Genomic DNA, 13213 nt, shown 5'->3' on the forward strand with positions numbered 1-13213 from the left:
GTCTTAAAATTTAAGTCCTGCTTCTCTAGCACCTTCTGCTAATGATTTTACTCTTCCATGATACAAGTAACCACCTCTATCAAAAGAAATAGTTTCAACACCAGCTTTCACAGCTTTTTCTGCTACAGATTTTCCTACTAAAGCAGCAATTTCTGTTTTGTTTCCTTTAGACTTTGTAATCTCTTTATCTCTTGAAGATGCAGCAACTAAAGTTTTACCAGTTACATCATCTACGAGTTGAGCATAAATCTCTTTATTACTTCTAAAAACAGCCAATCTCGGTTTTGTTTCTGTACCAGATACTACCTTACGGATTCTGTTTTTAATTCTTAATCTTCTTTCGTTCTTTGTCAATGCCATAACTTAATTATTAAGCTGATTTACCTGCTTTTCTTCTAATTTCTTCACCAACAAACTTAATACCTTTTCCTTTGTAAGGTTCTGGTCTTCTGAAGCCACGGATTTTTGCAGCAACTTGTCCTACCAATTGTTTGTCATAAGACGTTAATTTCACTATTGGATTTTTACCTTTTTCTGAAATAGTCTCTACTGTTACTTCTGGAGCAATATCCAAAACAATGTTATGAGAAAATCCAACGGCTAAATCTAATTTTTGTCCTTGATTTGATGCTCTATAACCTACACCAACTAATTCTAGTTGTTTGGTCCAACCTTGAGAAACACCTTCTATCATATTAGCAATTAATGCTCTATAAAGACCATGTTTTGCTCTTAAATTTTTCTTGTCAGAAGCACGCTCCAATGTAATAATACCGTCTTCTTGTTTAATTTCAACTTCTGAATACTCTTGAGTTAATTCACCTAATTTACCTTTAGCGGTAATTACGTTATCTTTAATCTCAACTGTAACACCTTCAGGAACTGTTATTGGGTTTTTACCTATTCTTGACATAATTTCCTGTTTTTAGTATACGTAACATAAAACTTCACCACCAACATTTTCTCTTTGCGCTTGTTTTCCTGTCATTACTCCATGAGATGTAGAAACAATTGCAATACCCAATCCATTTAGGATTCTTGGCATTTCGTTAGAAGAAGCATACTTACGTAAACCTGGTTTACTGATTCTTTGAATTTTTTTGATGACTGACTCTTTAGTCTCTTTGCTGTACTTCAAAGCAATTTTGATAGTACCTTGTACCGAAGAATCGTCGAACTTATAACTTAAGATATATCCTTGGTCGAATAAGATCTTAGTTATTTCTTTTTTTAAGTTAGATGCAGGGATTTCAACCACTCTGTGATTTGCCTTAACTGCATTTCTAACTCGCGTTAAATAATCCGCTATTGGATCTGTATACATAGTTATTAATTTGCGGTAGTGGTTTTCGGCACTATTGCCAAACCTAAAACCAATTTATAATCTCTTTTATAACGTAATAAAATACATTACAATTATCATGTTTTACCAACTTGCCTTCTTAACACCTGGTATTAAACCTTGGTTAGCCATTTGTCTAAACATTACACGAGAAATTCCGAATTGTCTCATATAACCTTTAGGCCTTCCAGTAAGTTTACAACGGTTGTGCTGACGTATAGGTGATGCATTTTTTGGTAACTTTTGTAATGCTTCGTAATCTCCAGCTTCTTTCAAAGCTTTCCTTTTTTCAGCATATTTAGCCACCGTTTTAGCACGCTTCACCTCACGAGCTTTCATTGATTCTTTAGCCATAATTAATTCTTTTTAAATGGTAATCCTAATTCTGTTAATAAAGACTTCGCTTCTTTATCTGTATCAGCAGAAGTCACAAATGTAATATCCATTCCTGAAATCTTATTGATTTTATCAATATCAATTTCTGGAAATATGATTTGTTCTACAACACCTAAATTATAATTCCCACGACCATCAAAACCAGTAGCTTTGATACCGTTAAAATCTCTAACTCGTGGTAAAGCTGAAGTTACCAAACGATCTAAGAATTCATACATTTGCTCTCCTCTTAAAGTTACTTTGGCACCAATTGGCATACCTTTACGTAACTTAAATGAAGCAACATCTTTCTTAGACATTGTGTGTATAGCTTTCTGTCCAGATATCTTTGTAAGTTCATCTACTGCGTGATCGATTAATTTCTTATCCGCAACAGCAGCACCAACACCTTTAGATATAACTATCTTTTTAAGTTTAGGTACTTGCATTACATTTTTATATCCAAATTCTTCCGTAAGAGCTGGAACTACTTTGTCCTTATACTCTTGTTTTAATCTTGCAACGTAAGCCATAATTAAATTACTTCATTAGATTTTTTTGAAAATCTTACTTTATTATCGCCATCCATTTTATAACCCGCTCTCGTTGTTTCTCCTTTAGAAGTTAACAACGATAAGTTTGAAATATGAATAGAGGCTTCTTTCTCTACAATACCACCTTGAGGACTTTGTGCACTTGGCTTAGTATGTTTCTTCACCATGTTTACGCCTTCTACGATGGCCTTGTTCTTATCTATTAATACTTTAAGTACTTTACCTTCCGAACCTTTGTGGTCTCCAGCAATTACTTTTACCGTATCTCCTGATTTTATTTTAAGCTTTGTCATCTTATTTATCAATTAAAGCACCTCTGGTGCCAATGATACAATTTTCATGAATTGTTTATCACGAAGTTCTCTAGCTACAGGTCCAAAAACACGAGTTCCTCTCATTTCCCCTTGAGGATTTAAAAGTACACAAGCGTTATCGTCAAATCTAATATAAGAGCCATCTGGACGTCTTACTTCTTTAGCTGTACGAACCACAACTGCTGTAGATACAGCACCTTTTTTGATTTGTCCGTTTGGAGTGGCATCTTTAACAGATACTACAATTTTATCTCCTACAGAAGCATATCTTCTTTTAGTTCCTCCTAGTACACGGATAGTTAAAACTTCCTTTGCACCAGTATTATCAGCTACTTTTAATCTTGATTCTTGTTGTAACATAATTACTTCGCTCTTTCAATTATTTCTACTAATCTCCAACATTTAGATTTACTTAAAGGTCGTGTTTCCATGATCTTTACTGTATCTCCTTCGTTGCAGTCATTTGTCTCATCGTGCGCGACATATTTCTTTGTCTTTAACACGAATTTTCCATACATAGGGTGTTTTACCTTTTTTACTTCAGCAACTACAATAGATTTCTCCATTTTGTTACTTGTTACGATCCCTATACGTTCTTTTCTTAAGTTTCTTTTTTCCATCTTTCAGCAGAATACAATTATTGTACGTCTCTTTTAGTTAATTCTGTTGCCACTCTAGCTACTGTGCGACGTGCATCTCGTAACTGAATTGGGTTATCTAAAGGAGAAATAGTATGAGCCATTTTTAGGTCCGTATAACTCTTTTTAGATTCACTAAGTTTCTCTTGTAACTCAGCTGTTGAAAGCTGTTTAATTTCTGATTGCTTCATAATATCTTTCTATTAAGCTTCGTAATCTCTAGCTATGATAAACTTAGTTTTTACAGGAAGTTTTTGTGCGGCTAATCGAAGTGCTTCTTGAGCTGTTTCTAATGGCACACCACTTATTTCAAATAACATACGTCCTGGCTTTACAACAGCTGCCCAATATTCTACGCCACCTTTACCTTTACCCATACGTACTTCAAGAGGTTTCTTTGTAATAGGCTTGTCTGGAAATATTTTAATCCATAACGATCCTTCTCTTTTCATGTAACGAGTAGCGGCAATACGTGCTGCTTCTATTTGACGTGCAGTTATAAAAGTAGACTCTAATGATTTAATACCGAAAGTACCATTTGATAACAAATGACCTCTTCCCGCATTTCCTTTCATACGTCCTTTTTGCTGCTTACGAAATTTTGTTCTTTTAGGCTGTAACATTTTTTCTTTTCTTTAAAAAATTACTTTCTACGACGAGATTGGTTCTTGTTTCCACCACGTCCACCTTTACCTTTTTGTTTAGATAAGCCAACTAATGGAGACAACTCTCTTTTTCCATATACTTCGCCTTTCATTATCCAAACTTTGATGCCCAATCTACCATAAGTAGTATGTGCTTCTACTAGAGCATAATCAATATCAGCTCTAAATGTAGATAAAGGAATACGACCTTCTTTATAGTGTTCTGATCGTGCCATTTCAGCACCATTTAAACGACCACTAATCTGAATCTTAATTCCTTCTGCATTCATACGCATAGCAGCTGCGATTGCCATTTTTATAGCACGTCTGTAAGAAATTCTACTTTCAATTTGACGAGCCACACTTGCTGCTACTAAAAATGCATCTAGTTCAGGTCTTTTAATTTCAAAGATGTTCAATTGAACTTCTTTGCCAGTAATTTTCTTAAGCTCTTCTTTTAACTTATCTACCTCTTGGCCACCTTTTCCGATAATAATACCAGGTCTAGCAGTAGTGATAGTAACGGTTACAAGTTTAAGCGTACGCTCAATAATTACTCTACTTACACTAGCTTTAGATAGACGAGCATGAATATACTTTCTAATCTTATCGTCTTCGGCAAGTTTATCACCATAATCGTTTCCTCCGTACCAGTTAGATTCCCATCCTCTGATAATTCCTAAGCGATTTCCGATTGGATTTGTCTTTTGTCCCATATCTCTATCTTAGCTTTGTGTTTTATTTATTGCGTCTACTACCACGGTTACGTGATTAGAACGCTTTCTTATTCTATGTGCTCTACCTTGAGGTGCTGGACGCAAACGCTTTAACATTGTTCCACCATCTACTCTAATTTCTTTGATAAACAATTTAGCTTCTTCAACATCAGCATCTTCGTTTTTTGCTTGCCAGTTTGCAATTGCAGACATGACTAACTTTTCTAAACGACGTGAGGCCTCTTTCTGACTAAATCTAAGAATCTGAAGAGCTTTCTCTGCCTTTTCACCTCTTACTAAATCCGCAACTAAACGCATTTTTCGTGGTGATGTAGGACAGTTATTTAGCTTTGCAAAAGCAACCTGCTTTTTCTCAGCCTTAATAGCTTCCGCCATTTGTTTTTTACGACTTCCCATGATTCTTATTTTTTACCTTTATTCTTAGCACCTGCATGACCTCTAAAAGATCGTGTTGGTGAAAATTCTCCTAACTTATGTCCTACCATGTTTTCAGTAACAAATACTGGAACAAACTGACGACCGTTATGAACTGCTATAGTTTGCCCAACGAAATCCGGAGATATCATTGATGCTCTAGACCAAGTTTTAATAACCGTCTTCTTATTTGAAGCTACATTTTCTGCAACTTTCTTTTCCAATTTATAGTGGATATAAGGTCCTTTTTTTAATGAACGTGCCATACTATCTTAATTATTTCTTTCTACGTTCTACAATATACTTATTACTCGCTTTTGTCTTAGAACGTGTTCTAAATCCTTTAGCTGGAACACCGTTTCTGTTTCTTGGATGTCCACCAGCAGATTTACCTTCACCACCACCCATTGGATGATCAACAGGGTTCATAACAACTGGTCTTACTCTTGGACGTCTTCCTAACCATCGACTTCTACCTGCTTTACCAGATACTAACAATTGATGATCTGAATTTGAAACCGCTCCTATTGTAGCCATACAAGTGATTAAAATCAATCTTGTTTCACCAGATGGTAATTTTATTGAAGCAAATTTATCTCCTCTTGCCATTAACTGAGCAAATGCACCAGCACTACGCGCCATAACAGCACCTTGACCTGGACGTAACTCAATACATGAAATAATTGTACCTAAAGGTATTTCACTTAAAGGCATTGCATTTCCAATTTCTGGAGCAATTCCTGTTTCTCCTGACACTATTTTTTGCCCTACTTGCAAACCATTTTGAGCGATAACATAACGTTTCTCACCATCTTGGTAATTTAATAGCGCAATAAATGCTGTTCTGTTTGGATCGTACTCAATTGACTTAACTTCCGCTGGAATACCTGCTTTGTTACGTTTGAAATCGATAATACGATAACGTTTCTTATGACCTCCACCTACTTGGCGTATCGTCATTTTTCCTTGACTGTTTCTACCACCTGATCGTTTTTTCGGAGCAAGCAAGCTTTTCTCCGGCTTATCAGTAGTAATAGCGTCAAAACCATTAACTACTCTAAATCGCTGACCTGATGTGATCGGTTTTAATTTTCTTACTGACATTGTTTAAAATTACATGTTAGTGTATAAATCTATTACTTCACCTTCCGCCAGTTGTACAATTGCTTTTTTAACAGCATTTGTTTTACCATGTTGAATACCCGTCTTTGTATGACGTGTTCTTCTATCTGGACGGACATTAATTGTACGAACTTTTTCTACAGAAACTCCATAAGCAGCTTCAACCGCTTTTTTGATTTCTACCTTGTTCGCCTTTGTATTCACTTCAAATGCATAAGCATTCAACAACTCACTTTGCATGGTTGCTTTTTCTGTGATTATAGGTTTTATTAAGATACTCATCTGTTCTATTTACTTAAATTCGATTCAATTCCTTCTAACGCACTCTCAATTAGAATAACTTTATTAGCATTCATAATTTTATAAGTACTTAATTCTGAAGCTGTTATAACTTCTGAACCTTTAAAATTGCGTGATGACAAATATACATTATTATTTGTCCCACCCAACACAATAAGAGATTTTTTGTTTTCAACCTCTAAAGCCTTTAAAACATCGACAAAATTCTTAGTCTTTGGAGCTTCAAAATTGAAGTCTTCCATAACTAAAATTGATTTGTCATTTGCTTTAATACTTAATGCAGATTTACGTGCTAATCGTTTTAGGCTTTTATTTAATTTAAAACCATAGTTTCTTGGTCTAGGACCAAACATACGACCACCACCTTTAAATACACCAGACTTAATAGAACCAGCACGTGCTGTACCTGTTCCTTTTTGCTTCTTAATCTTACGTGTACTACCAGCAATTTCTGCTCTTTCTTTCGCCTTATGTGTTCCCTGTCTTTGGTTTGCTAAGTATTGCTTAACATCTAAATAGACAGCGTGATTATTAGGCTCTATAGCGAATACGTCTTTAGAAAGCTCAGCTTGTCTACCCGTATCTTTTCCGTTTATATCTAAAACTGCTACCTTCATTACTTCTCAATGATTACATAAGAATTTTTGTGGCCAGGAACACATCCCTTTACAACAAGTAAGTTCTTTTCTGGAACTACTTTATAAACTCTTAAATTTTGAACTTTTACTGTTTCACCGCCCATTCTTCCGGCCATCTTCATTCCTTTAAATACTCTCGCAGGATAAGAAGCTGCACCAATAGAACCTGGAGCTCTTAAACGGTTATGTTGACCATGCGTAGCTTGACCTACACCACCAAATCCGTGACGTTTTACAACACCTTGAAAACCTTTACCTTTAGAAGTACCTGCGATATCCACAAATTCTCCTTCAGTAAATTGCTCTACAGTGATTGCATCACCTAATTTGTACTCCGCATCAAAACCTTTGAATTCAACAACTTTGCGTTTTACAGAAGTACCCGCTTTTTTAGCATGACCTAAGTCTGCTTTAGTAGCGCTCTTTTCTGTCGCGTCATCGAAACCTAATTGAAGGGCTGAATAACCATCCACTTCTTCAGTTCTGACTTGGGTAACGATACATGGTCCAGCTTCAATTACTGTACAGGGAATATTCTTCCCGTTTTCGTCGAAAATGCTGGTCATACCGATTTTTTTTCCAATTAACCCAGACATGTTTTTATTTTTTTATATGATTAAGTCGCGACTTAACCGATTGTTTATTTTTGGTGGACAACTCGCGATTTGTCCTTATAAATATTCAAGGCTGAAAAATACGTTTCAGCCTTGAATTGTATTTTTACCGTTTTTCCTTCGCTCGCAGCTTAGGACATGTTGATTTGCAATTAATCGCAAATCAGTTGTTACACCTTAATCTCAACTTCAACTCCACTTGGCAATTCAAGTTTCATTAAAGCATCAATTGTTTTAGAAGATGAAGAATAAATATCTAATAAACGCTTATAAGAGCTTAATTGAAATTGTTCTCTAGACTTCTTATTTACGTGAGGTGAACGTAATACAGTGAAAATTTTCTTGTGCGTTGGTAACGGAATTGGACCTGTTACTACTGCACCTGTACTTTTAACTGTTTTTACAATCTTATCAGCAGACTTGTCTACTAAGTTGTGATCGTAAGATTTTAATTTTATTCTGATTTTTTGACTCATTTTCTTAAGATTTACGATTCAACGCCTTTAGCTGCTTTGATTACTTCTTCTGATACATTCTGAGGTGTTTGCTCATAGTGAGAAAATTCCATTGTTGATGTTGCTCTACCAGAAGATAAGGTTCTTAGAGTAGTTACATAACCAAACATTTCTGATAATGGCACAGTAGCTTTTACAGTTTTTGCACCAGCTCTATCTCCCATGCTACTCATTTGTCCTCTTCTTCTATTTAAATCACCAACTATGTCACCCATATTTTCTTCAGGTGTAATTACCTCAAGTTTCATAATAGGCTCCATTATAACCGCTTTAGCTGCTTTTGCTGAATTCTTAAACCCAAGTTTAGCTGCTAATTCGAAAGATAATTGATCAGAATCGACATCGTGATAAGATCCATCTTTCAATGTTACTTTCATAGAATCTACTTCGAATCCTGCTAAAGGTCCATTGACCATTGCCATTTTAAATCCTTTTTCAATTGAAGGAATAAATTCTTTAGGAACGTTACCACCTTTAATTACAGATTCAAATTGTAATCCTACAACACCTTCATCTGCTGGCTCAATCGTAAATACGATATCAGCAAATTTACCACGACCACCAGATTGTTTCTTATAAACTTCTCTGTGATCTGCAGCTTGGGTAATAGCTTCTTTATATTCAACTTGTGGTTGACCTTGGTTAACCTCAACTTTAAATTCTCTTTTTAAACGGTCTACAATAATATCTAAGTGAAGCTCACCCATACCAGATATAATTGTCTGTCCTGAAGCTTCATCAGTTCTTGCTGTAAACGTAGGATCTTCTTCAGCTAATTTAGCTAAAGCCATACCTAACTTATCAACATCTGCTTTAGTCTTAGGCTCAACCGCAATACCAATTACTGGATCAGGGAAGTCCATAGATTCTAAAACGATAGGATGCTTTTCATCAGACATAGTATCACCAGTCTTAATATCTTTAAATCCTACTGCTGCTCCAATATCTCCAGCTTCGATAAAATCGATAGCATTTTGTTTGTTAGAGTGCATTTGGTAGATACGAGAGATACGCTCTTTTTTACCAGAACGGTTGTTCAAGATATAAGAACCTGCATCTAAACGACCAGAATAAGCTCTAAAGAATGCTAAGCGACCTACAAAAGGATCTGTTGCAATTTTAAATGCTAATGCTGAAAAAGGTTCTTTAACACTAGGTTTTCTTCTTTCTTCTTTGTCTGTATCAGGATTTGTACCTATTACACTTTCTCTATCTAATGGAGATGGTAAATAACGACAAACAGCATCTAATAAAAACTGAACTCCTTTATTCTTAAATGAAGAACCACATACCATTGGTATAATAGCCATATCCATTACAGCAGCTCTCAGTGCAGCATGCACTTCTTCTTCTGTGATAGAATCTTCATCTTCCATAAATTTTTCAAGAAGGTTTTCGTCATAACTAGCAACCTCCTCTATTAATAAAGCACGATACTTACGTACTTCATCTTTCATATCTTCAGGGATATCAACAACATCAAAAGTAGATCCGTAGTTATCATCGTGCCATACAATAGCTCTGTTTTTAACTAAATCTACAATACCTTTGAAATTATCTTCATCACCAATGTTTAAAACAATTGGTACTGCGTTAGACTTCAACATGTCTTTTACTTGCTGACAAACACTTAAAAAGTCTGATCCTTGACGGTCCATTTTATTAACGAAACCAATTCTAGGTACTTTATAATTATCTGCAAGCCTCCAGTTAGTTTCAGACTGTGGTTCAACACCATCAACTGCACTAAATAAAAACACTAAACCGTCTAACACACGTAAAGAACGATTTACTTCAACCGTAAAATCAACGTGTCCAGGAGTATCAATAATGTTAAAATGGTAATCTTGAGCATCTGCTGTTGGCTCACCATTTTCTTTTGGGAAGGTCCAGTCACAAGTAGTTGCAGCAGAAGTAATTGTAATACCTCTTTCTGCTTCTTGCTCCATCCAGTCCATTGTAGAAGCACCATCATGCACTTCACCAATTTTATGTGAAACCCCTGTATAAAAAAGAATACGCTCTGTTGTTGTTGTTTTACCAGCATCAATATGAGCCGCAATTCCTATGTTTCTTGTAAGTTTTAAATCTCTTGCCATTTCTTAAAATCTAAAGTGTGAGAATGCTTTGTTTGCTTCGGCCATCTTATGAGTATCAGCTCTTTTCTTAACTGCTGCTCCTTCTTCTTTAGCTGCTGCTAAAACTTCTGCCGCTAAACGTTGCGCCATAGATTTTTCGTTTCTTTTACGAGAAAAGCTAATTAACCATTTCATCGCAGTTGAAACCTTACGATCTGGACGAATTTGCATTGGAATCTGGAATGTAGCACCACCAACACGACGACTACGTACTTCTACGTGAGGCATTACGTTAGATAAAGCGTCTTTCCAAATCTCTAAAGCTGTTTTCTCGTCATCATTTTTTTTCTCTTCAACAATATCAATTGCATCATAGAATACTTTAAAAGCTACAGACTTCTTACCGTCCCACATCATCATGTTAACAAAACGTGTTACTAACTGATCATTAAATCTTGGATCTGGTAAAAGCGGTCTCTTTTTTGCTGCTCTTTTTCTCATGTCTTCTTCTTAAAGTTTTTAATTACTTCTTAGGGCGTTTTGCACCATACTTAGATCTACGTTGTGTTCTTCCAGATACACCTGCTGTATCTAAAGCACCACGAACGATGTGATATCTAACTCCTGGTAAATCTTTTACCCTTCCACCTCTAACCAATACTATCGAGTGCTCTTGTAAATTGTGACCTTCTCCACCGATGTATGCATTTACTTCGTTTCCGTTTGTTAAACGAACCCTTGCTACCTTACGCATTGCTGAGTTAGGTTTTTTAGGTGTCGTTGTATAAACACGAGTACATACACCACGTCTTTGAGGACACGAATCTAAAGCAGCCGATTTACTCTTCTTGGTTATTTTGGCTCTTCCTTTTCGTACTAATTGTGAAATTGTTGGCATATATTTCTATATAAAATTTTATTAACCCTCATTTTTTGAGGTCTGCAAAGGTAGAAATATATATTTATAATTCAAACTGTTGTTAATTAATTTTTTAAAGAAAAATAAACTTTCGGTTTATTCCTATATAGATTGGACTATTTTTACGTTACTATAAGCAAAAAACCTATTTGTTTTTATGTCCATAATTATACGTCTTGTAATTTTAATCCTACTATTAATATATTCTATTCAAAGTAGGGCTCAAACTATTCGGTTAAAAATCACAGGAGAAAGTGATGTTGCAACACAATCTATTGATTCATTAAATTACCGTAACGACTTTAACAATTATAACAATCTACAACTAGAAATTAATAGAATAAAGCGTAAACTTACCAACCGAGGCTATATTGACACTTCTATTAAAAAAATAGTAAAACAAAATGACTCCCTCTATGAAGCTCATTTGCTTTTAGGCCAAAGAGTAAAAAATATAAGAATCTTTTTTGATAACAATTTTGATATAGCACTATTAGAACCTTTCGCATATAAACTTGCTAATGATTTTTTTGAAATACCAATTATTGATCTAGAGAATGATTTAAAATACTTCAACTCTAAAATAGCCGAACAAGGAGATCCATTTTCCACTTTACAACTTATTAATATAACAAAGTTAAATCCTGAAATAATAACTGCTGATCTAAACATTGTGACCAATCAAAAAAGACGAATTGACAAAATCATTTTGAAGGGTTACGAAAATTTTCCTAAATCTTATGTAAAGCGTTTTCTAAAACTGAAGACTGGAAAGTTTTTTAATTTGAACGCCATAAGAAACAAAGTTGAATTACTAAATGACTTACGTTTCGCAAATAAAATTAAAGAACCAGAAGTTCTTTTTACAAAAGATTCTACGACACTATATATATACATCGAAAAAACGAAAAGTAATAACTTTGATGGGTATCTAGGTTTTGGTACTAACGAAAATTCCAATAAAATTGAATTTGATGGGTATTTAGATTTAAGATTAGTTAACAACCTTAATTATGGTGAAACTTTAAACCTTTTTTATAAACGCGATGAAATAGACCAACAAACAATTAATGTCGATACTGATTTACCGTACTTATTTAGCTCACCAATAGGCCTACAAGTCGGACTCGATTTATTTAGAAAAGATACTACGTTTCTTACCGCGAAACAGTATGCCAAAATAAATTATCAAATTAACGCGCGTCATAAAATAGCATTGGGTATCAATTCCATCAACTCCACTAATTTATTTGAAAATGATACAGCCATTTTAAATGACTACACGTCTAATTTTTATACACTACAATATAATTACATTAGGCCTCAATTTAACGACCCATTATTTCCTATTAATTTTTGGCTTGACTTTTCAACAGGTTTGGGAAAAAGAAATAATGATAAAGGAACACAGCAACAGAATACATTTAGCATTAATACCTATAAAATTTTCAACCTTAACAATAAAAATAGCTTTTACACCAAGCTAAATGGATCAATTTTAACGTCCAATAATTATTTAGACAATGAGTTATTTCGCTTTGGCGGTATCAACTCTATACGCGGATTTGAAGAAAACAGTTTGGTTGCTAATTTGTATGGAGTGATTAACACTGAGTATCGCTACCGCTTAAGTAACGGTATCTATATACATTCGGTTTTAGACGCTGGTTATTTTGAAAACAAACTGACCAATACCAAAGAAAAGTTGTTTGGATTTGGTTTAGGACTAGGTCTACTTACTAATGCTGGATTATTCCGTTTAAATTACTCTGCAGGTAAAACGGAAAATCGGCAGTTTAAATTATCAGATTCTAAAGTCCATGTGAGTTTAACGGCTAATTTTTAATTGAAGATTAATCATTATTATATAAAATTTCCTTTTGCAGAAATTAAATTCGAGGTGCATTTAATCGTATTTACTTCTCAATTCCTAAGCTGTATAATCATACGTTATTAGTACATAAAAGAGTATTAAATCTAAGTCAATTAATACAGAAGCACCTTTTAAT

General features: G+C 34.7%; 22 protein-coding genes. 1 reads left to right on the plus strand and 21 read right to left on the minus strand.

Annotated elements, in window-relative coordinates; translation table 11 throughout:
* Positions 1–3: 3 nt before the first annotated feature.
* The 21 genes from rplR to rpsL form a co-directional block, all read right to left on the minus strand.
* The gene (gene rplR / locus QMA06_RS07960) at positions 4–360 is read right to left on the minus strand and encodes a 50S ribosomal protein L18 (protein ID WP_290206342.1); all 357 of its coding nucleotides are present in this window, start codon (positions 358–360) and stop codon (positions 4–6) included.
* Between the two features lie 10 nt (positions 361–370).
* Positions 371–913 (minus strand): 50S ribosomal protein L6, encoded by a 543-nt coding sequence (rplF, locus tag QMA06_RS07965; RefSeq protein WP_290206343.1) that lies wholly within the window; start codon positions 911–913, stop codon positions 371–373.
* Between the two features lie 12 nt (positions 914–925).
* Positions 926–1324, minus strand: a complete 399-nt coding sequence (rpsH, locus tag QMA06_RS07970) for a 30S ribosomal protein S8 (protein ID WP_290206344.1) — start codon at positions 1322–1324, stop codon at positions 926–928.
* A gap of 102 nt (positions 1325–1426) precedes the next feature.
* On the minus strand, positions 1427–1696 hold the full coding sequence (gene rpsN, locus QMA06_RS07975; protein WP_178987607.1) for a 30S ribosomal protein S14: 270 nt from the start codon (positions 1694–1696) through the stop codon (positions 1427–1429).
* Between the two features lie 2 nt (positions 1697–1698).
* Positions 1699–2250, minus strand: coding sequence for a 50S ribosomal protein L5 (rplE, locus tag QMA06_RS07980; protein ID WP_290206345.1), 552 nt, complete (start codon positions 2248–2250; stop codon positions 1699–1701).
* A gap of 2 nt (positions 2251–2252) precedes the next feature.
* Positions 2253–2564, minus strand: coding sequence for a 50S ribosomal protein L24 (gene rplX, locus QMA06_RS07985; protein WP_290206346.1), 312 nt, complete (start codon positions 2562–2564; stop codon positions 2253–2255).
* A gap of 12 nt (positions 2565–2576) precedes the next feature.
* Positions 2577–2945 carry a 50S ribosomal protein L14 gene (rplN, locus tag QMA06_RS07990; RefSeq protein WP_092446808.1) on the minus strand — a complete coding sequence of 123 codons (369 nt, stop codon included), beginning with the start codon at positions 2943–2945 and terminating at the stop codon, positions 2577–2579.
* 2 nt (positions 2946–2947) lie between these two features.
* Entirely contained in the window at positions 2948–3205 is a 258-nt protein-coding gene (rpsQ, locus tag QMA06_RS07995; RefSeq protein WP_092469501.1) for a 30S ribosomal protein S17, read from the minus strand.
* Positions 3206–3222: 17 nt separating this feature from the next.
* Positions 3223–3414 (minus strand): 50S ribosomal protein L29, encoded by a 192-nt coding sequence (gene rpmC, locus QMA06_RS08000; protein ID WP_290206347.1) that lies wholly within the window; start codon positions 3412–3414, stop codon positions 3223–3225.
* A gap of 12 nt (positions 3415–3426) precedes the next feature.
* Positions 3427–3846, minus strand: coding sequence for a 50S ribosomal protein L16 (rplP, locus tag QMA06_RS08005; protein WP_178987603.1), 420 nt, complete (start codon positions 3844–3846; stop codon positions 3427–3429).
* Between the two features lie 20 nt (positions 3847–3866).
* Positions 3867–4583, minus strand: coding sequence for a 30S ribosomal protein S3 (gene rpsC / locus QMA06_RS08010; protein WP_290206348.1), 717 nt, complete (start codon positions 4581–4583; stop codon positions 3867–3869).
* A 9-nt stretch (positions 4584–4592) separates the two neighbouring features.
* Positions 4593–5000 carry a 50S ribosomal protein L22 gene (gene rplV, locus QMA06_RS08015; protein WP_290206349.1) on the minus strand — a complete coding sequence of 136 codons (408 nt, stop codon included), beginning with the start codon at positions 4998–5000 and terminating at the stop codon, positions 4593–4595.
* 5 nt (positions 5001–5005) lie between these two features.
* Positions 5006–5284, minus strand: a complete 279-nt coding sequence (gene rpsS / locus QMA06_RS08020; protein ID WP_114310878.1) for a 30S ribosomal protein S19 — start codon at positions 5282–5284, stop codon at positions 5006–5008.
* Between the two features lie 10 nt (positions 5285–5294).
* Positions 5295–6122 (minus strand): 50S ribosomal protein L2, encoded by an 828-nt coding sequence (rplB, locus tag QMA06_RS08025; protein ID WP_290206350.1) that lies wholly within the window; start codon positions 6120–6122, stop codon positions 5295–5297.
* A gap of 9 nt (positions 6123–6131) precedes the next feature.
* Positions 6132–6422 carry a 50S ribosomal protein L23 gene (gene rplW, locus QMA06_RS08030; protein ID WP_157364596.1) on the minus strand — a complete coding sequence of 97 codons (291 nt, stop codon included), beginning with the start codon at positions 6420–6422 and terminating at the stop codon, positions 6132–6134.
* Between the two features lie 5 nt (positions 6423–6427).
* Positions 6428–7057 carry a 50S ribosomal protein L4 gene (rplD, locus tag QMA06_RS08035; RefSeq protein WP_290206351.1) on the minus strand — a complete coding sequence of 210 codons (630 nt, stop codon included), beginning with the start codon at positions 7055–7057 and terminating at the stop codon, positions 6428–6430.
* The gene (gene rplC / locus QMA06_RS08040) at positions 7057–7674 is read right to left on the minus strand and encodes a 50S ribosomal protein L3 (protein ID WP_290206352.1); all 618 of its coding nucleotides are present in this window, start codon (positions 7672–7674) and stop codon (positions 7057–7059) included. Before rplC ends, rplD begins: the two co-directional genes overlap by 1 nt.
* A 188-nt stretch (positions 7675–7862) precedes the next feature.
* On the minus strand, positions 7863–8168 hold the full coding sequence (gene rpsJ / locus QMA06_RS08045; protein ID WP_007650482.1) for a 30S ribosomal protein S10: 306 nt from the start codon (positions 8166–8168) through the stop codon (positions 7863–7865).
* Positions 8169–8179: 11 nt separating this feature from the next.
* The gene (gene fusA, locus QMA06_RS08050; protein ID WP_290206353.1) at positions 8180–10306 is read right to left on the minus strand and encodes an elongation factor G; all 2127 of its coding nucleotides are present in this window, start codon (positions 10304–10306) and stop codon (positions 8180–8182) included.
* Between the two features lie 3 nt (positions 10307–10309).
* Positions 10310–10786: a 30S ribosomal protein S7 gene (rpsG, locus tag QMA06_RS08055; protein WP_290206354.1), complete on the minus strand. Its 477-nt coding sequence runs from the start codon at positions 10784–10786 to the stop codon at positions 10310–10312.
* A gap of 22 nt (positions 10787–10808) precedes the next feature.
* Positions 10809–11183, minus strand: coding sequence for a 30S ribosomal protein S12 (gene rpsL, locus QMA06_RS08060; RefSeq protein WP_019386263.1), 375 nt, complete (start codon positions 11181–11183; stop codon positions 10809–10811).
* A 178-nt stretch (positions 11184–11361) separates the two neighbouring features.
* Between rpsL and QMA06_RS08065 the strand changes: the two genes are divergently transcribed.
* A complete protein-coding gene (locus QMA06_RS08065; protein WP_290206355.1) occupies positions 11362–13050 on the plus strand; it encodes a POTRA domain-containing protein in 1689 nt (562 codons plus the stop codon).
* Positions 13051–13213: the final 163 nt, after the last annotated feature.

This window comes from Winogradskyella bathintestinalis, assembly GCF_030407435.1.
Lineage (GTDB): Bacteria > Bacteroidota > Bacteroidia > Flavobacteriales > Flavobacteriaceae > Winogradskyella > Winogradskyella bathintestinalis.